Below are 16,027 nucleotides of genomic sequence, written 5' to 3' on the forward strand. Positions count from 1 at the left end.
GGCCCCATGCTCCGGCTGGGGACCTGGAACCTGGAGAACCTCTTCCGGCCCGACGCCGGGTCCGGTGCGCCGACGACGAGCACGGCCTACGAGTCCAAGCTCACCCGGCTCGCGGCGACGATCGACGCGCTGGGTCTCGACGCGGTGGCGGTGCAGGAGGTCGGGTCGCCGGAGGCGCTCGACGACCTGCGCGACCGGCTGAGCGGGCGCTGGCGCGCGGAGACCGCCGACCCCGACGCCCGGGGCATCCGGTGCGGCGTGCTGTCGCGGCTCCCGGTGCTCGGCACCGCGCAGGTGCGGGACTTCCCGGAGCTGCTGCTGCCCGTCCAGGTCGACGACGACGGCACCACCCTCGCCGAGCTCGGCCGGCCGGCGCTGCGCGTGCGGGTCGGGGTGCCGGACCCGGTCGGTGCCGTGACCGCGGTCGACCTGGTGTCGGTGCACCTGAAGTCCAAGCTGCTGACCTTTCCCGGCGGACGCTTCTCCCCGCGCGACGAGGACGAGCGGGCGCGGTACGCCGTCTACGCGCTGCACCGCCGCGCGGCGGAGTCGGCCGGCGTGCGCGCCGCCGCGACCGCGCTGCTGGCCGCGCCGGACGCCGTACCCGTGGTGGTGGCGGGAGACCTCAACGACGAGCCGACCGCCGCGACGACGCAGATCCTGCTCGGCCCGCCGGGATCGGAGATCGGCACCGGTGGCTTCGACCAGCCCGACCGGGGGGACCCGCAGCGGCTGTGGAACCTCGCCGCCTTGATCCCGGAGGAGGACCGGTACTCCCGCGTGTACCGGGGCAGGCGCGAGCTGATCGACCACCTCCTGGTCTCGCACGCGCTGGTGACCCGGGTGGTGACGGCGACGACCGGCGGGCCGACACCGCCGTCCGTGGTCGACAACCCCAACGTCCGGGTGGACGACCCGGTCTCCGACCATCGGCCGGTCCTGGTGACGCTCGACGTCTGACGGCCCGCGTGGCCGGTTGGCCGGCCGGGTTTTCCGGCGGAAGATGGCACCGGACGGTACGGCGACAGGAGGGGACCCGGTGACGGACAAGAAGCAGAAGCGGAAGGGCCGGTCGCCGGTCAAGAACCTGATCGGCCTGGTGAGCCTCGGGCTGCTCGTGACCGCGTTCGTCAAGGAGCTGCGCACACCGACCGAGACGCGCACCTGGCACGGCGAGCTGTTCGGTGTCGTGCCGTACGACCTGCGGCCGCCCACACCCACCCGCATCCGGCAGAGCCTGTGGCAGCCGGAGTCGGACCGGCTGATCCTGCCGCGGTCGTTCGGCGTGGGCTGGTCGGTGAACTTCGCGCGCGTCGTCGAGCTCGCCAACCGGCGCACCGGCGACGACCACGCCTGAACCGCTACGCGGCGAACACACCGCCCGCGGCGAACGACGGGGCAGAGGACGGGGGAGATCAGCAGCAGCGGGGTGGTGGGGTGCCCGTCGCGGATGGTGTCGAGGAACCCGTGCACCGCGGCGGTGAACGCCCGCAGCCGCATGACGTCCTGGTTGGTGTATTTCCCTAGAGCCTTTAGACAAATCGACTGTCCAGGGGAGGTTGTCCCCGGGCAACGAGAAAGGCCCCGACGCTGTCGCGTCGGGGCCGAACTCGGGGTGGTGCTACCACCGTGTGCGACCGTCAGGGGGGCTTGACGGCTGCGGGCGAAGGATCGGGGGGCTGACCCTTCACCACGATTCTCGGCAGGGCGGCGGGGCGACTTGAGGCCGGCCGCCCACTGGTCTGGACCAGGCGGCTCCCTCAGAAGAACCCGTCCCGCGCCCGCGGGTCGACCGCCCGACGCCCGGCCGAGACCTGCGCCAGGTCGCGGCTGATCGCGTCGGCCACCTCGACCAGGTGCGGGACCACCTCGTCGAGGACGGTTTGCGGCTCGGTGCGGCCGCGGGACGTGGAGTAGGCGAGTGCGGCGACGACCTCGCCCGAGGGGTCCCGGACCGGCGCGGCGGCGGAGAGGAAGCCGGGCTCGAGCTCGCCGTCCACGACCGCGAAGCCGTCCTGGCGGACGGCGTGCAGCGCGTCGCGGAAGGCCACGGGGTCGGTGACGGTGGTCGGGGTGAGCTGCTCGAGACCGGCCGCGATGACGCGCTCGACGACGCCGGGGTCCGCCCACGCGACCAGCACCCGGCCCATCGACGTGGGGTGCACGGGCAGCCGGCTGCCGACGTCGACGTTGAGGCTCATCACCCGGCGCACGTGCACCCGGGCGACGTAGACCACGTCGGTGCCGTCGAGCTGGGACAGCGACGCCGACTCGTGCGTGAGCTCGGTGAGCCGCAGCAGGTGCGGCTGGGCGACCTCGGCGACCCCGTGCGTGGCGGCGTAGTGCTGGCCGATCGTCAGCACCCGCGGCGTGAGCCGCCAGCGGCGGCCGTGCGCGGCGACGTACCCCAGCTGCTGCAGGGTGAGCAGGATCCGGCGGACGGCCGGCCGGGACAGGCCGGTCGCCGCCGCGAGCTCGGCCAGCGTGGGGTCGGGCAGGTCGCGGTCGAAGGCGAGCAGGACAGCGAAGCCGCGCTCGATGCTCTGGATGAAGTCCCGGTCGCTGACGGTCCCGTCCGCCTCACTCATAGCCCCGTCCTCCTGATTGATCGCAACTGGGTACCGATGGGGGTGGTCCGACCCGTTGACGCGGGCCTGTGACCACAGCCACAGTCGTGTGAACGCAAAGCGTGCAGAGAGTACGCAGAGCGTACACCGGAGGTGGGATCCATGGACGCACGAACGCTCCGGAACGCGTTCGGCCAGTTCGCCACGGGCGTCACCGTGGTCACCTGCAGCACCGACGGCGGCGAGCCGCACGGCGCCACCGTCAACGCGTTCACCGCGGTCTCGCTCGAGCCGGCCCTGGCCCAGGTCACCCTGGGCCGCTCGTCGCGGGCGTGCGAGTACCTGAAGGGGCAGCCCTTCACGATCAACGTGCTCGCCGCCGACCAGCTCGACGTGGCCTGGCACTTCGCCGGCCGCCCGGCCGACGAGCCGCCGCGCTGGGCGGACGGGCCCACCGCCCCGCTTCTCGAGGGCACCGCCACGACGATCTCGTGCCGGCCCTGGCGCACCTACGACGGGGGCGACCACCTCATCGTGATCGGCGAGGTCGCCGACGTCGGCATCCACGACCGCGACCCGCTGCTCTTCCACGGCGGCACGTTCCGTCACCTCTCACCCGTCGAGACCGGCGTGCACTGGGGCGGCTCCCTGGACTGCCCCCACCGCGGCTGGTTCGACGCCACCGCCACCTTCACGCCCCTCACCACCGCCGGGCTCTCCTGAGCCCCGCAACCGACCCAAGGAGCATCCGTATGACCGTCACAGAGGACCGCACGACCCAGCAGACCGGCGCGCCGGTGACCGCCCCGATGACCGGCGACGAGTACATCGAGTCGATCCGCGACGACCGGGAGATCTGGATCTACGGCGAGCGGGTCGAGGACGTCACCGAGCACCCGGCGTTCCGCAACCCGGTCCGGATGACCGCCCGGCTGTACGACGCGCTGCACGACGACGCGACCAAGGCCAAGATCACCGTCCCGACCGACACCGGCAACGGCGGCTTCACCCATCCGTTCTTCCGCACGCCGCACAGCTCGGCCGACCTGCAGCAGGACCGCGTCGCCATCGAGCACTGGGCGCGGCAGTCGTGGGGCTGGATGGGCCGCAGCCCCGACTACAAGGCCAGCTTCCTCGGCACGCTCGGCGGCAACACCGAGTTCTACGCGCCGTACGAGGAGAACGCGAAGCGCTGGTACAAGGAGAGCCAGGAGAAGGTCCTCTACTGGAACCACGCGATCATCAACCCGCCCGTCGACCGCAACCTGCCGCCGGACGAGGCTGGTGACATCTTCATGCGCGTCGAGAAGGAGACCGACGCCGGCGTGATCGTGTCCGGCGCCAAGGTCGTCGCGACCGGCTCGGCGATCACCAACTACAACTTCATCGCGCACTACGGGCTCCCGATCAAGAAGAAGGAGTACGCGATCATCTGCACGGTGCCCATGGACGCACCGGGCGTGAAGCTGATCTGCCGCCCGTCGTACACGATGCAGGCCGACGTGATGGGCAGCCCGTTCGACTACCCGCTGTCGAGCCGGATGGACGAGAACGACACCATCTTCGTCTTCGACAAGGTGCTCGTGCCGTGGGAGAACATCTTCCTGTACGGCGACGTCGACAAGATCAACGGCTTCTTCCCGCAGTCCGGGTTCATCCCGCGCTTCACCTTCCACGGCTGCATCCGGCTCTCGGTGAAGCTCGACTTCATCGCCGGCCTGCTGCTCAAGGCGCTGGAGTGCACCGGCAGCAAGGACTTCCGCGGGGTGCAGACGCGCGTCGGCGAGGTGATCGGCTACCGCAACACCTTCCGGGCGCTGGCCGACGCGATGGCGCTCAACCCCGACGAGGGACCCAACGGCACCGTGCTGCCCAAGCTCGACTACGGCCTGGTCTACCGGCAGCTGATGATCGAGGCCTACCCGCGGGTCAAGGAGATCATCCAGCAGGACGTCGCGTCCGGCCTGATCTACCTCAACTCCAACGCGGTCGACTTCAAGACCCCGGAGGTCCGGCCCTACCTCGACCGGTTCGTGCGCGGCTCCAACGGCTACGACGCGGTCGAGCGCACCAAGCTCATGAAGGCGCTCTGGGACGCCGTCGGCACCGAGTTCGGCGGCCGCCACGAGCTCTACGAGCGCAACTACTCCGGCAACCACGAGAACGTCAAGGCCGAGGTGCTGTTCGCCGCCGAGGCACAAGGCGAGACTGATGCCATGAAGAACTTCGCCGAGTCGATGCTCGCCGAGTACGACCTGGACGGCTGGACCGTTCCCGACCTGGTCAACCCCACCGACGTCTCTCGGATCCTGAACAGGAGCAAGTGACATGAGCACCACCCAGCAGTCGCCGACAGCCGCCGGTTCCGGCGCGAACGCCAGCGAGAACTTCAAGGCCTCGGCCGAACGCCGCGGTGTCGCCGACACCCCGCCCGAGCGGGTCGCCGCGATCGTCACCGCCGTGCTGAAGGGCGTCCACGGCGCCATCCAGGAGTACGACGTCACGTACCCGGAGTTCCAGGCCGCGAAGGCGTGGCTGATGGCGGTCGGCGAGGGCGGGGAGTGGCCACTCTTCATGGACGTGTTCGTCGAGCACGCCGTGGAGGAGCAGGTCGCGGCCTCGCAGCACGGCACCAAGGGGTCGATCGAGGGGCCGTACTACCTCGCCGACCAGGTCCGGCTCGAGTCGACCTGCCGGCTGCCCCGGCGCGACGACGAGCCCGGCACGGCGCTGGTCCTCGAAGGGCAGGTCCGAGGCCTCGACGGCACCCCGCTCGGTGGTGCCGAGGTGGACATCTGGCAGGCCGACGCCGACGGCTACTACTCCGGCTTCGCGCCGCACCTCCCGGAGGGGAACCTGCGCGGTGTCGTGGTGACCGACGCCGAGGGCCGGTTCTCGATCAGCACGGTCCAGCCCGCGCCGTACCAGATCCCGACGGACGGCCCGACGGGCCGGCTCATCGAGGCGGCCGGCTGGCACCCGTGGCGCCCGGCGCACCTGCACATCATGGTGCGCGCCGACGGCCACCGGACGATCACGACCCAGCTCTACTTCGCCGGCGGCGAGTGGCTGGACTCCGACGTCGCCGAGGCCACCAAGCCCGAGCTCGTCATCGACCCGCAGGACGACGGCACCGGCACCCGCCGCGCGACCTACGACTTCGAGCTCGAGCCGGCCTGACGGTGTGATGGAGCCACGCCGACGCGTCTGGGGCAGCTGGCCGGAGCCCGGAGAGCTGGAACGCTCCGTGGTGACGATCGGGGTCTTCGACGGCTTCCACCGCGGCCACGTCGCGCTCGTCGAGGCGGCGCTGGCCGCGGGCACCAGGCGGGGGTCCCCGACGGTTCTGCTCACCTTCGACCCGCACCCGCTGGCCGTGCTCGCACCCGCGCAGGCCCCGCGCCAGCTGCTTCCCGTGGACGACCGCGTCGAGCATGCGTTCGCCCTGGGGGTGGACTGCGTCGTCGTGCTGCCGTTCACGGCGGAGCTGGCCGAGCAGTCGGCCACTGACTTCGTCGAGCAGGGTCTGGTCGGACGGATGGGCGTCGAGTCGCTGGTCGTCGGCAGCAACTTCAGGTGCGGCCGCGGCGGCGAGGGCGACGTCGACCACCTGCGCCGTGCGGGTCGCCGGCACGGCTTCGACGTGCGGGTCGTGGACCTGGTACGGCGGGGCGAGCGGACGTGCTCGTCGACCGAGGTGCGCCGGGCGCTGGCGGCCGGCGACGTCCACGACGCGTTCGACGTGCTGGGCCGGCACGACCCGCGCATCGCGGCGGCGGCCGGCTGAGCTCTACCAGAGCCCGTAGAAGGGGCCGAACAGGTAGAACCAGACGAAGCCGATCGTGTCGTCGAAGCCGTGCGCCAGCACCGGCGCCCACAGCGTGCCGGTCCACAGCCGGAGCAGGGCGAACACGACGCCGCCGAGCGCGCTCGCCACCACGCCGACCACCCCCTGCTCGGTGTGCAGCAGTCCGAACAGCGCCGAGGACAGCACGACCGCGGCGACGACCGCCGCCCGGCCGCCGCCGAGCAGGTCGCGCAGCCGGGTGAGCAGGTAGCCGCGGAACGCCGTCTCCTCGGCCAGGGCCGCGACCACCCAGGACAGCACCAGGTAGGCGGCGAGCAGGCCCAGGTCGCCCTCGAGGTGCGCGAACGCACTGACGTCCTGGCGCTGCCCGCTGAGGTGGTTGGTCACCGGGATCAGCAGCGCGACGTTCAGCAACGTCCACCCGGCCGCGAACGCCAGCATCCGGCCGGCGAGCCGCCACGGGTGGGCCGGGCGGTGGAACCCCAGCGACGACGGGCGCTGCCGGCGGACCACGAGAGACACCCCGGCCATCACCACCAGCACCAGCGAGGGGATGAACCAGTCGGCGACGACCGCGACCGTGGCCGCGGCCACCTCCACGAGAGTGAGCACGGTCCACCACGGGCGCCGGCCGCTGCGGCCTGGGGGTCGCGCGCCGGTGCCGCCGCTCGGTGAGGTCTCGGCTTTGGTGGTCATGGCGTCGCCCCGGTGCCCGTCGCGCGCGCATCACTGGCCGCGACCTCGTCGAGGACCGGAGACGACCTGGGCGGCGGCACCACCGCGGTGGCCCCGGTGGCCCGGTCGAGCAGGGCACGGCGGTGGAACCAGGCGACGGCGAGCGCCACGAGCACGAACCCGACCATGTCCCACGGCTGCGCGTCGGGCCAGGCGGGGCCGTTCATCTGCGCGTGGAAGAGGACGGCGACCAGCAGGCTGCCGCCCGCGGCGTTGAACATCGCGGTGAGGATGACCGAGATCGCGACCACGCCGAGGAAGAACGGCCAGAAGCTCCACGCGGCCTGCTTCGTGCCCGAGAGGAAGAAGGCCGGCGTGTGCCAGACGGCGGACACGACGCCTACGACGAGTGCCGCCACCAAGGGCGTGAACCGCCGCTGCAGCAGCGGCAGCGCGACGCCCCGCCAGCCGAGCTCCTCGAACGGGCCGATCAGGAACGCCGGGAGCAACGCGGGCAGGACGCCGTACCAGGGGTCGAAGGGGAAGTCCCCGGCGGAACCGCTCGCGGCCGCGCCCAGGTAGAAGACCGCGGGCATGCCCAGCGCCAGCAGCAGCCACCAGCCCAGGCCCATGCGCCAGAGCCGGAGGCGCCGGAGCAGCCCGACCACGCCGGCGCGACCGTGGTGCCGCCACACGAGGAACAGGGCGACGAGACCGGGCGCCCAGACCGTGACGACGAACGCCGGGTTGGTGTACCCCATGGGCCCGAGGAGCGCCTCGACCTGGTCCATGAACAGGACCACCACGACGCCCAGGCCCCAGCTCAGGGCGAACGTCCCGGCGAAGAACCACCACGCGGTCCGGGCGGTCATCGGGATCCTTCTTGCCGACGCGAGAGCAGCCCGAGCACGACCAGCAGGCCGGCCACGGTCCCCATCACCGCCTGCAGCATGCTCGGCCCGACGAACGGGACCTGCACGACGAGCTCGAGGGCCAGCAGCAGACCGGCCACGACCGCCGCGGTCCCGAGGCGCCGCGAGCGACGCCAGGCGAGCACCGCGACCACGCCGCACGGCACGGCGACCGAGGTCGCGAGCCAGAGACCGGGCAGCACCCACGAGTCCAGGCCCAGCGGGTCCAGGTCGCTGACCGGCGGCGTGAAGGTTCCGGTGACGAGCTGGACGGCGCCGGCCAGCCCAGCCAGGGCGGTGACGCCCGCGACGATCCCGAGCGTCCGCCGCCACGCGACCGGCCGCGCGACGGTGGGGGAGGTGGTTGCGGTGCTGACGTCGTGCACGCTCATGGCGACTCCTCGGCTCTCACTCCGACTCTCCTCGCGCGGCGACCGCCCGGGCAGGGCTGGAGTCCCCGCCGTCGACGGTCCTCCGGCCCTGTCCCGGCGTGGCCCGGTGCCGCCAGGCTCGGGGCATGAAGGCAACGCTCCCTGCGCTCGCCGGCGCGTCCGTGCTCTCGGCGTACGCCGCGCTGCAGGTGCTGGGGCGGACGTCGGGAAGCACGCCGGCGGAGCGTCGCGCGGCGCTGCCCGGGGACGCGCTGGTGCCCGACGCGCACCTCGTCACGGACCACGCCGTGAACGTCGCGGCGTCGCCGGACCAGGTCTGGCCCTGGCTGGCGCAGATGGGCTGGCACCTCGGCGGCTACTACACCCCGCGCTGGGTCGACCGGCTGATGTTCCCGGACAACCGGCCGAGCCTCGACCACCTCGACCCGATGCTGGTGCGCGACCTCGGACCCGGCGACGTGATCCCCGACGGCCCGCCCGGCACGGCGGCGTACGTCGTGGTCGAGGCCGAGGCGCCGCACCTCCTGCTGCTGCACTCGACCACCCACGTGCCGCCGGGCTGGGGCGAGAGGTACGGCGCCCGGATCAGCTGGACCTGGTGCTTCCTGCTCACGGCGACCGCCGGCGGGACCCGGCTGCACACGCGCGTGCGTGGGCACATGCAGCCGCGGTGGTTCGCCGCGTTCTACGTCGCGACGATCGTCCCGGCCGACCACCTGATGGCCACCGGGATGCTGCGCGGCATCAGGTGCCGCGCCGAGGAGTCGGCGTGCCGGGCCCGGCTGCAGCCGGACCCGACGTCCCCTGTCCCGAGGGGCTGACGCGCCCGCGGCGGTACCCCCGACCCCGGCGCACATGCGCGTCCCGTGCGGCCGCCGACGAAGCGAGCACAGGCATGCCGACGAGCGAGGTGGGCACCGCCCCCACATGCCCGTGGACCTCGCGCCCTCCGTCTGCTCCGCCAGGCACGTCGTACGAGGTGCTCAGCCCGCGCACGATGCCGTCCGGTGGATCGCGGGGCCCTTGTCAGGAGAGGAGTGAGACCACGATGCCGAGCATGTCGAGCAACGTGAAGAACGAGAAGCAGTACGAGGCGCTCGAGGACAAGGGCATGCGCACGGAGCGGAGCTCCGAGGGTGCGTCCATGAGTCGAGACGCGTGAAACCCGTCCCCGAGACCGTCGAGGCGCTGCGCGCGCTGCACCTCGGCGACGGCGAACGCGGCGACCTCGCCGACCTGGAGAGGCTCTCGTGCCGCGTGGAGGCGCTGGTGCCGACCTGCACGGGCATGAGCATCGCGCAGTCGCCAACCGGCATCACGTTGACGTTCGTCACTCCGGGAACACCGTTGCAGAGGACGGACCCGCTGGACTTCCTCATCCGGTCGCGGGACGGCGAGGGGGCGACCCGGCTCCGCGCCGTGCCGGACGACCCGACCGACGAGGAGGCCTGGCGCCTCCACGCCACCGCCGATGCCTCAGCCGGGGTGCGCAGCACGCTGTCGCTCCCGCTGGTCGAGGAGGGCGAGGTGCTGGGCAGCGTCACCCTGTACGGCGAGCACCCGGACACCTTCGCCGGCAGGGAGGAGGAGCTGGCGGCCGTCGTCGGTGCCTGGGCTCCCGGCGCCACCAGCAACGACGACCTGTGGTTCTCCTCCCGGCTGCGCGCCGCGGCCGCTCCGACGATCGTCGCCGAGCAGGAGACCATCGACGTCGCGGTCGGTGTCGCGGCGGCGCGGTTGAACCTCCGTCTCACGGAGGCACGGCGGCGGCTCCGCGAGGCGTCCTCGCGCGCGGGCATCAGCGAGCCCACGCTCGCGCGGATGCTGCTGAACGGGCAGCGGGGCTCCTGAGCGACGGTCAGGCTCCCGGGTCCTCCGTCGCTGCGTCGTCTGCGTCGTCCAGGTCCTCGCGGAGGTTCCCGAGGATCCGCGTGATGAGCCGGGACACGTGCATCTGCGTGACCCCGATGTCCTCGGCGATCTCCTGCTGCGTGGCCTGGTGGAAGAACCGCAGCTCCACGATGCGGCGGTCCCGCTCGCCGAGCCGGCGCACCAACGGAGCAAGGGTCATCCGCGCCTCCGCGCTGGCCAGGTCGTGCGACTCGTCGGTGAGGCGCTCGCCGACCGTCGTGGTCGAGTCCTCGACCAGAGGCCGGTCGAGTGACGTCGGCTGGAAGCACCCGTCCGCCGACATCGCCTCGTCCAGGTCGACGCCGTCGACGTGCAGCTCGTCGGCGAGCTCGTCCCGGTCGGGAGAGCGCCCGAGCTGCTGGGCCATGTCCGAGCGTGCGCTCGAGATCCGTGCCTGCAGCTCCTGCACGCGTCGGGGCGGACGGACGGACCAGCCGCTGTCGCGGAAGTGCTTCTTCAGCTCGCCCCGGATGCAGGGGACGGCGTACGAGAGGAAGTCCGACGACAGCTCGGTGTCGTAGTTCTGCGCAGCGCGCGTCAGCGCCAGGTAGGCCACCTGGTCGAGGTCGTCCTCGTGGAGCCCGCGGTCGCGGTAGCGCTGGGCGACGGAGCGGGCGACAGGCATGTTGAGCAGCACGACCTGCTCGACCAGGTTGTCCCTCCTGGCGGGTCGGGCATGGCGGGCCTCGTCGAGGCAGTCGGCGGTGCGGGCCATGCGCTCCGCACGTGGAAGTTCGGTGGTAGGTGCGGCGGACGTCATGTCGTTGCTCCTGGGGGTGTGCGTCCGAGACGCCGCCGGTGAGCTCCAGCGACCCTGTGCACGGGACGACCGCTCGCGGTCGCGCTTCTTCGCACGCTACCCCGCGGACACACCAGGGCAAGTCGGGCGTCGTCGACCACACCGCGATACCGGCGCGCCAGGCGAGGTTCGGACGGTGCAGATCTGGGTAGGGCCTCGGGTATAGCCATCACCGCTGGAGAGAACGGCGGGGCCGAGACGCACGACGGAGCAGTACATGTCGACGTCGCACCGAGCCCGACGCACGCCGTCCGGGGTCACCGAACAACCGCTCACCCGCTCCCAGCGCATCGAGCGCACCGCCCACCTGCTGGAGCAGGCCCAGACATCGAGACCCGCTCAGCGACACCGCCTGCTCGACGAGGTCGTCGTGCTCAACATGCCGGTGGCCCGCTCGGTGGCGCACCGCTACCGCAGCAAGGGCATCGCCGAGGACGACCTTGACCAGGTCGCCTTCATGGCCCTGGTCCGCGCGGCCCACCAGTTCGATCCCGGCTTCGAACGTGACTTCCTCTCCTACGCGGTGCCGACCATCCGCGGGGAGCTGAAGAAGCACTTCCGGGACTCGGGATGGACGGTCCGGCCACCCCGCTGGATCCAGGAGCTGCAGGGCCGCATCGCCGAGGCGGCCGCGGAGCTCACCCAGGAGCTCGGCCGGTCGCCGCGTCCGTCCGAGATCGCCGACGTGTTGGAGGAGGACCCCGAGCGGGTGCTGGAGGCGCTGAGCACCGACGGCTGCTACCTCCCGGACTCGCTGGACCGTCCGGTGCGCGAGGACGAGTCGAGCGGCTCGAGCCTCGGGGACCACCTCGGCGACGAGGCCGCCGCGTACGACGCGGCCGAGGCCCGGCTCCTCCTCGCGCCCGTCGTACGGCGGCTCGGCGAGCGGGACCGCCGGATCCTGGACCTGCGCTTCTTCCACGACCGCACGCAGCAGGAGATCGCCGACGAGATCGGCGTGACCCAGATGCACGTGTCGCGCCTGCTCGCGCGCATCCTCGACGACCTGCGCTCGCAGCTCGACGAGGACGACGCGGCCGCCGAGCACCTGGCGCTGAGCGGCTGAGCCCGGGGGAACAGAGAGGACTACCTGGCGGGCACGTGGGCACCGCCGGCGCATGAGCGAACTCAGCGCCCTGGTCCTCAACTGCAGCCTGAAGCCGGCACCGACCGCCTCCAGCAGCGAGACGCTGGGGCAGGAGCTGCTCGACGCCCTCGCCGAGCACGACGTGCGCGGAGAGCAGGTGCGCGTGGTCGACGAGCGGGTGAGCTTCGGTGTCCAGACCGACGAGGGAGACGGTGACGGGTGGCCCTCGATCCGCCGGCGCATGCTCGACAGCGACATCGTGGTCATCGCGACACCGATCTGGCTGGGACAGCCCTCGTCGGTGTGCAAGGTCGTGCTGGAGCGGCTCGACGCGGAGCTGTCCGAGACCGACGACGAGGGCCGCATGCTCACGTACGGCAAGGTGGGCTGCCTGGCCGTCGTCGGCAACGAGGACGGCGCCCACCACGTGACCGCGGAGGTCTACCAGGCGATGAGCGATGTCGGCTTCACGATCCCCGCGAACGGCGTCACCTACTGGGTCGGCGAGGCGATGCAGCCGACCGACTACGCAGATGTGGACCCGCGGCCGCAGAAGACGGCGCAGACGACCAAGACTCTCGCGGCGAACGCCGCGCACCTGGCCCGTCTGCTGCGCTCCTCGAGCTACCCCGCCGCCTGAGGAGGGACCGACATGGATGCCCGTGCCTTCGCCGAGCTGGCCCGTGAGCTGGCGGCTCAGCCGGACGAGGTCGTCACGTTCGAGCAGGTCGTCAAGCGAGCTCTGGAGGTCGTGCCCGGGTGCACCCACGCGGGCGTCACGCTGCGGACGCGCCGCGGACGCCTCGAGTCGACCGCCACGAGCGACGGCGTCGTCGTCGCCTGCGACGAGCTTCAGTACGAGCTCGGTGAGGGGCCGTGCCTCGAGGCGGTGACCGAGGACTTCTCGTACGTCTCCAACGACCTGGCGCACGACGACCGGTGGCCGCGGTGGGGGCCGCGGGCCGCCGAGCTCGGGGTCGGCTCGGTGATCGCCGTCCAGCTCACGGACACGACGAACGTGCTGGGCGCGCTCAACATGTACGGCGACGGCCCGCGGGCGTTCAGCACGAACGACGTGGACCTCGCGATCACCTACGGCATCCACGCCACCACCGCCATGCGCACGGCCCGGTTGATCACCGGGCTGGAGTCGGCACTCCGGTCGCGGCACGACATCGGCCTGGCCCAGGGGATCCTCATGCAGAAGTTCCGCCTCACGCCCGACCGGTCGTTCGAGGCGCTGCGGCGGGTGTCCAACGACCGCAACGTCCCGCTGCGGGACCTGGCGCGGCAGGTCGTGGAGCACGGCGGGATCCCGACGGCCGGTGACGACCCCGGCTGACGACGCCGGGTGGAAGCCGGCCTCGAGCCCGAGGCGCATGGTCACTGTGCGACCGGGTACCGCAACCCGTGGAGCCCGCTCCGACGCCGAGCCCACTCGACCCCGACCTGCCCGGGCCGGACCCGACCGAGCCGCAGACCGAGCCCTCCACTCCGCCGCCGCCTCCGGGCTGACCGGACGGAGCGAGGATGACGACCGAGGTCCTGCCCGCACGGCAGGACCCGGACGGACGGAGTGCCGATGACCGCCGACCTCGTCTACGCCTTCGTGGGCGGCGCCCTCCTGCTGGCCGTGACGCTCCCGGTCCTGCTGCACCGGCAGGCCGTCTCGGCCCCGATGGTGCTGCTGACCGTCGGGGCGCTGCTCGGGCTGCTCCCGATGCGCGACGCCTCGCTGTCACCGGGGGAGCACCGGGTCTTCGTCGAGCACCTGACCGAGTTCACCGTGGTGGTCGCGCTGATGGGCGTCGGGCTGGCGCTGGACCGGCCGCTGCGCTGGCTCCGGCCCCGGAGCTGGGGTGCGTGGAGCACGACGTGGCGCATGCTCGGCATCGCGATGCCGGTGTGCATCGCGGGCGTCTTCCTGCTCGGGTGGGGGCTGCTGGGGATGGCCCCCGCGGCGGCGCTCCTGCTCGGAGCCGCCCTGGCGCCGACGGACCCGGTGCTCGCGTCCGACGTACAGGTGGGCGGGCCGACGGTGCTCGAGGACGACGCCCAGGAGCACGAGGGCATCGACGAGGACGACGAGGTGCGGTTCGCGCTGACGTCCGAGGCGGGGCTCAACGACGGCCTCGCCTTCCCCTTCGTGCACGCGGCCCTGCTGGTGGCGGCGTCGGCCGGCGCGGCTTCGTGGACCGTCTGGTTCGCCTGGGACCTGGTGGGCCGGGTGGTGCTCGGCGTGCTCGTCGGCGCCGCGACCGGGTGGGTGCTCGCGCGCGCGGCCTTCCGCTCGCCCGCCCCGTCGCTGCGGCTGGCGGAGTCGGGGGAGCCCTTGCTCGCCCTGGCCGCCGTCCTGCTGTCGTACGGCGTCACCGAGCTGGTGCACGGCTACGGCTTCGTCGCGGTCTTCGCCTGCGCGGTGGCGCTGCGCCAGGCGGAGCGCGGGCACAGCTACCACGAGCACATGCACGCGATGATCGAGCGGCTCGAACGCCTGATGACGCTCGTGGTCCTGCTCCTGCTCGGGATGGCGCTGACCAACGGCCTGCTGGAGCACCTCACCTGGCGCAGCGTCGTGATCGGTGTCGGGCTGCTCCTGGTGGTGCGGCCGCTGTCGGGCGTCGTGGCGCTCTTCCTCGGCCGCACCGGGCGCCCAGGCACCGGCCCGTTCCGCCCCGCGGAGCGGTTCGCCGTCGCCTTCTTCGGCGTGCGCGGCGTGGGCTCGCTCTACTACCTCGCGTATGCCACGGGTCAGGCCGACTTCGGTGGGCACGACGAGCTGTGGGCGACCGTGGGGTTCACCGTCACCGCCTCGGTGCTGCTGCACGGCATCACCGCGACGCCGTGGCTGCGCCGGCTCGAGCGGACGCGGGAGCGCGTCCGTGCCGACGGCGGGTCCTAGTCGGCGACGAGGAGGTCTCCACCGCCGCGGCCTGGCCTCGTGGCCATGGCCTGGATCAAGGGGACGGCTCGCCGTACCTGCGCCTGCGAGCGATCGACGGTGCGCCGAGGGTGCGCGACGACGACTACGCTGGTGGGGTGCCGACACCTCGGGCCGACCACGACGACCCCGCTACCTCCACCGTGTCGTCGCACGACCGTGCCGAGCTCCTGGCGCGGCTCGCCGCCGAGCTCCAGCAGGCGCCCGGCGAGGCCCTGACCGCGAGGACGATGGTCGAGCGCACTCTCGACCTGCTGCCCGGGGCGGACTGCGCGAGCATCACGGTCCGCGCCCGGCACAACCGGTTCGTCACGCTCGGCGCGACGGACGACTGCGCCGCTCTGGCGGACGCTCTCCAGTACGACCTCGGCCAGGGGCCGTGCCTCGAGGCGGGCGACCACGTCGAGTGGTACCGCAGCGGGGACGTGGCCACCGACCCGCGGTGGCCGGTCTGGGGGCCTCGGGCCGCCGGCGAGCTCGGGGTCCGTTCGCTGCTCAGCGTCCGGCTGGTGGGGGAGACGGACTCCCTGGGCGCGCTCACCGTGTACGCGCGCTCCGCCGGCCGCTTCGGCGACCGGAGCGACATCGACCTGCTGCTGCTCTTCGCGACCCACGCGACGATCGCCCTCGCCGCCGCCCGGGAGGTCAGCGGGCTGCAGACGGCCGTGCACTCGCGGCACGTCATCGGGATGGCGCAGGGCGTCCTCATGGAGCGCTACGACCTGGACTCCGACCAGGCGTTCGCCTTGCTCCGGCGGTACTCCAACGCCCTGAACGTGAAGGTGCACGACGTCTGCGAGGACATCGCCGCCACCCGGCGGCTGCCGGTCCTGCCCGACTGAGGCAGCGCGTGCCGGTGCCGGTCCCGCCATCGCCCTCCGAGACGTCACCGGCGCTTGTGTCACAGTGGCGGGAACCGACGTCGACGTCTGTTGG

General features: G+C 72.4%; 18 protein-coding genes. 13 read left to right on the forward strand and 5 right to left on the reverse strand.

All coding sequences use genetic code 11. The features are described from left to right. The first annotated feature begins 6 nt into the window (after nt 1–6). Nucleotides 7–960 carry an endonuclease/exonuclease/phosphatase family protein gene (locus tag ETU37_RS20940; protein WP_129989282.1) on the forward strand — a complete coding sequence of 318 codons (954 nt, stop codon included), beginning with the start codon at nt 7–9 and terminating at the stop codon, nt 958–960. Between the two features lie 79 nt (nt 961–1,039). Beyond that, nucleotides 1,040–1,357: a DUF5808 domain-containing protein gene (locus ETU37_RS20945; protein ID WP_129989283.1), complete on the forward strand. Its 318-nt coding sequence runs from the start codon at nt 1,040–1,042 to the stop codon at nt 1,355–1,357. 403 nt (nt 1,358–1,760) lie between these two features. Here the strand turns inward: ETU37_RS20945 and ETU37_RS20955 are convergent, their stop codons facing one another. After that, nucleotides 1,761–2,588, reverse strand: a complete 828-nt coding sequence (locus tag ETU37_RS20955) for an IclR family transcriptional regulator domain-containing protein (protein WP_129989284.1) — start codon at nt 2,586–2,588, stop codon at nt 1,761–1,763. A gap of 141 nt (nt 2,589–2,729) precedes the next feature. Between ETU37_RS20955 and ETU37_RS20960 the strand changes: the two genes are divergently transcribed. From ETU37_RS20960 to ETU37_RS20975, 4 genes are read left to right on the forward strand one after another with little or no spacing between them, the layout of a single operon-like run. Beyond that, nucleotides 2,730–3,290 (forward strand): flavin reductase family protein, encoded by a 561-nt coding sequence (locus tag ETU37_RS20960; protein ID WP_129989285.1) that lies wholly within the window; start codon nt 2,730–2,732, stop codon nt 3,288–3,290. Between the two features lie 29 nt (nt 3,291–3,319). Continuing rightward, complete coding sequence (locus ETU37_RS20965) at nt 3,320–4,894, forward strand: 4-hydroxyphenylacetate 3-hydroxylase family protein (RefSeq protein WP_129989286.1); 1,575 nt, start codon at nt 3,320–3,322, stop codon at nt 4,892–4,894. Between the two features lies 1 nt (nt 4,895). Then, entirely contained in the window at nt 4,896–5,747 is an 852-nt protein-coding gene (gene catA / locus ETU37_RS20970; protein WP_129989287.1) for a catechol 1,2-dioxygenase, read from the forward strand. A gap of 7 nt (nt 5,748–5,754) precedes the next feature. Then, entirely contained in the window at nt 5,755–6,354 is a 600-nt protein-coding gene (locus ETU37_RS20975; protein WP_240755894.1) for an FAD synthetase family protein, read from the forward strand. A gap of 3 nt (nt 6,355–6,357) precedes the next feature. Here ETU37_RS20975 and ETU37_RS20980 read toward each other — a convergent pair whose 3' ends face one another. From ETU37_RS20980 to ETU37_RS20990, 3 genes are read right to left on the reverse strand one after another with little or no spacing between them, the layout of a single operon-like run. Beyond that, nucleotides 6,358–7,071 carry a CPBP family intramembrane glutamic endopeptidase gene (locus tag ETU37_RS20980; protein WP_129989289.1) on the reverse strand — a complete coding sequence of 238 codons (714 nt, stop codon included), beginning with the start codon at nt 7,069–7,071 and terminating at the stop codon, nt 6,358–6,360. After that, nucleotides 7,068–7,922, reverse strand: a complete 855-nt coding sequence (locus tag ETU37_RS20985) for a CPBP family intramembrane glutamic endopeptidase (RefSeq protein ID WP_129989290.1) — start codon at nt 7,920–7,922, stop codon at nt 7,068–7,070. The genes ETU37_RS20980 and ETU37_RS20985 overlap by 4 nt, the downstream gene beginning before the upstream one ends. Then, nucleotides 7,919–8,353 (reverse strand): hypothetical protein, encoded by a 435-nt coding sequence (locus ETU37_RS20990; RefSeq protein ID WP_129989291.1) that lies wholly within the window; start codon nt 8,351–8,353, stop codon nt 7,919–7,921. Before ETU37_RS20990 ends, ETU37_RS20985 begins: the two co-directional genes overlap by 4 nt. Before the next feature lie 125 nt (nt 8,354–8,478). Between ETU37_RS20990 and ETU37_RS20995 the strand changes: the two genes are divergently transcribed. Together ETU37_RS20995 and ETU37_RS21000 are read left to right on the forward strand one after the other, a co-directional pair. After that, complete coding sequence (locus tag ETU37_RS20995; RefSeq protein ID WP_129989292.1) at nt 8,479–9,174, forward strand: SRPBCC family protein; 696 nt, start codon at nt 8,479–8,481, stop codon at nt 9,172–9,174. Between the two features lie 337 nt (nt 9,175–9,511). Further along, complete coding sequence (locus ETU37_RS21000) at nt 9,512–10,204, forward strand: GAF domain-containing protein (protein WP_129989293.1); 693 nt, start codon at nt 9,512–9,514, stop codon at nt 10,202–10,204. Between the two features lie 7 nt (nt 10,205–10,211). Here the strand turns inward: ETU37_RS21000 and ETU37_RS21005 are convergent, their stop codons facing one another. Further along, entirely contained in the window at nt 10,212–10,979 is a 768-nt protein-coding gene (locus ETU37_RS21005) for a sigma-70 family RNA polymerase sigma factor (protein WP_206054099.1), read from the reverse strand. Nucleotides 10,980–11,280: 301 nt separating this feature from the next. Here ETU37_RS21005 and ETU37_RS21010 point away from each other — a divergent pair, with 301 nt between their 5' ends. From ETU37_RS21010 to ETU37_RS21030, 5 genes are all read left to right on the forward strand, one after another. Then, nucleotides 11,281–12,129: a SigB/SigF/SigG family RNA polymerase sigma factor gene (locus ETU37_RS21010; RefSeq protein ID WP_129989295.1), complete on the forward strand. Its 849-nt coding sequence runs from the start codon at nt 11,281–11,283 to the stop codon at nt 12,127–12,129. A 52-nt stretch (nt 12,130–12,181) separates the two neighbouring features. Continuing rightward, nucleotides 12,182–12,790, forward strand: a complete 609-nt coding sequence (locus ETU37_RS21015) for a flavodoxin family protein (protein ID WP_129989296.1) — start codon at nt 12,182–12,184, stop codon at nt 12,788–12,790. A gap of 12 nt (nt 12,791–12,802) precedes the next feature. Next, entirely contained in the window at nt 12,803–13,492 is a 690-nt protein-coding gene (locus tag ETU37_RS21020) for a GAF and ANTAR domain-containing protein (protein ID WP_129989297.1), read from the forward strand. A gap of 240 nt (nt 13,493–13,732) precedes the next feature. Further along, nucleotides 13,733–15,052, forward strand: coding sequence for a cation:proton antiporter domain-containing protein (locus ETU37_RS21025; RefSeq protein ID WP_129989298.1), 1,320 nt, complete (start codon nt 13,733–13,735; stop codon nt 15,050–15,052). 137 nt (nt 15,053–15,189) lie between these two features. Further along, nucleotides 15,190–15,933 (forward strand): GAF and ANTAR domain-containing protein, encoded by a 744-nt coding sequence (locus ETU37_RS21030; RefSeq protein ID WP_129989299.1) that lies wholly within the window; start codon nt 15,190–15,192, stop codon nt 15,931–15,933. Nucleotides 15,934–16,027: the final 94 nt, after the last annotated feature.

The sequence above is a fragment of the Nocardioides iriomotensis genome (assembly GCF_004168035.1).
Taxonomy (GTDB): domain Bacteria; phylum Actinomycetota; class Actinomycetes; order Propionibacteriales; family Nocardioidaceae; genus Nocardioides_B; species Nocardioides_B iriomotensis.

Coding starts and splice junctions, on each gene's coding strand:
- ETU37_RS20940 (WP_129989282.1), top strand. CDS start 7: ATGCTCCGGCTGGGGACCTGGAACCTGGAGAACCTCTTCCGGCCCGAC.
- ETU37_RS20955 (WP_129989284.1), bottom strand. CDS start 2,588: ATGAGTGAGGCGGACGGGACCGTCAGCGACCGGGACTTCATCCAGAGC.
- ETU37_RS20960 (WP_129989285.1), top strand. CDS start 2,730: ATGGACGCACGAACGCTCCGGAACGCGTTCGGCCAGTTCGCCACGGGC.
- ETU37_RS20965 (WP_129989286.1), top strand. CDS start 3,320: ATGACCGTCACAGAGGACCGCACGACCCAGCAGACCGGCGCGCCGGTG.
- catA (WP_129989287.1), top strand. CDS start 4,896: ATGAGCACCACCCAGCAGTCGCCGACAGCCGCCGGTTCCGGCGCGAAC.
- ETU37_RS20975 (WP_240755894.1), top strand. CDS start 5,755: ATGGAGCCACGCCGACGCGTCTGGGGCAGCTGGCCGGAGCCCGGAGAG.
- ETU37_RS20980 (WP_129989289.1), bottom strand. CDS start 7,071: ATGACCACCAAAGCCGAGACCTCACCGAGCGGCGGCACCGGCGCGCGA.
- ETU37_RS20985 (WP_129989290.1), bottom strand. CDS start 7,922: ATGACCGCCCGGACCGCGTGGTGGTTCTTCGCCGGGACGTTCGCCCTG.
- ETU37_RS20990 (WP_129989291.1), bottom strand. CDS start 8,353: ATGAGCGTGCACGACGTCAGCACCGCAACCACCTCCCCCACCGTCGCG.
- ETU37_RS20995 (WP_129989292.1), top strand. CDS start 8,479: ATGAAGGCAACGCTCCCTGCGCTCGCCGGCGCGTCCGTGCTCTCGGCG.
- ETU37_RS21005 (WP_206054099.1), bottom strand. CDS start 10,979: ATGGCCCGCACCGCCGACTGCCTCGACGAGGCCCGCCATGCCCGACCC.
- ETU37_RS21010 (WP_129989295.1), top strand. CDS start 11,281: ATGTCGACGTCGCACCGAGCCCGACGCACGCCGTCCGGGGTCACCGAA.
- ETU37_RS21015 (WP_129989296.1), top strand. CDS start 12,182: ATGAGCGAACTCAGCGCCCTGGTCCTCAACTGCAGCCTGAAGCCGGCA.
- ETU37_RS21020 (WP_129989297.1), top strand. CDS start 12,803: ATGGATGCCCGTGCCTTCGCCGAGCTGGCCCGTGAGCTGGCGGCTCAG.
- ETU37_RS21025 (WP_129989298.1), top strand. CDS start 13,733: ATGACCGCCGACCTCGTCTACGCCTTCGTGGGCGGCGCCCTCCTGCTG.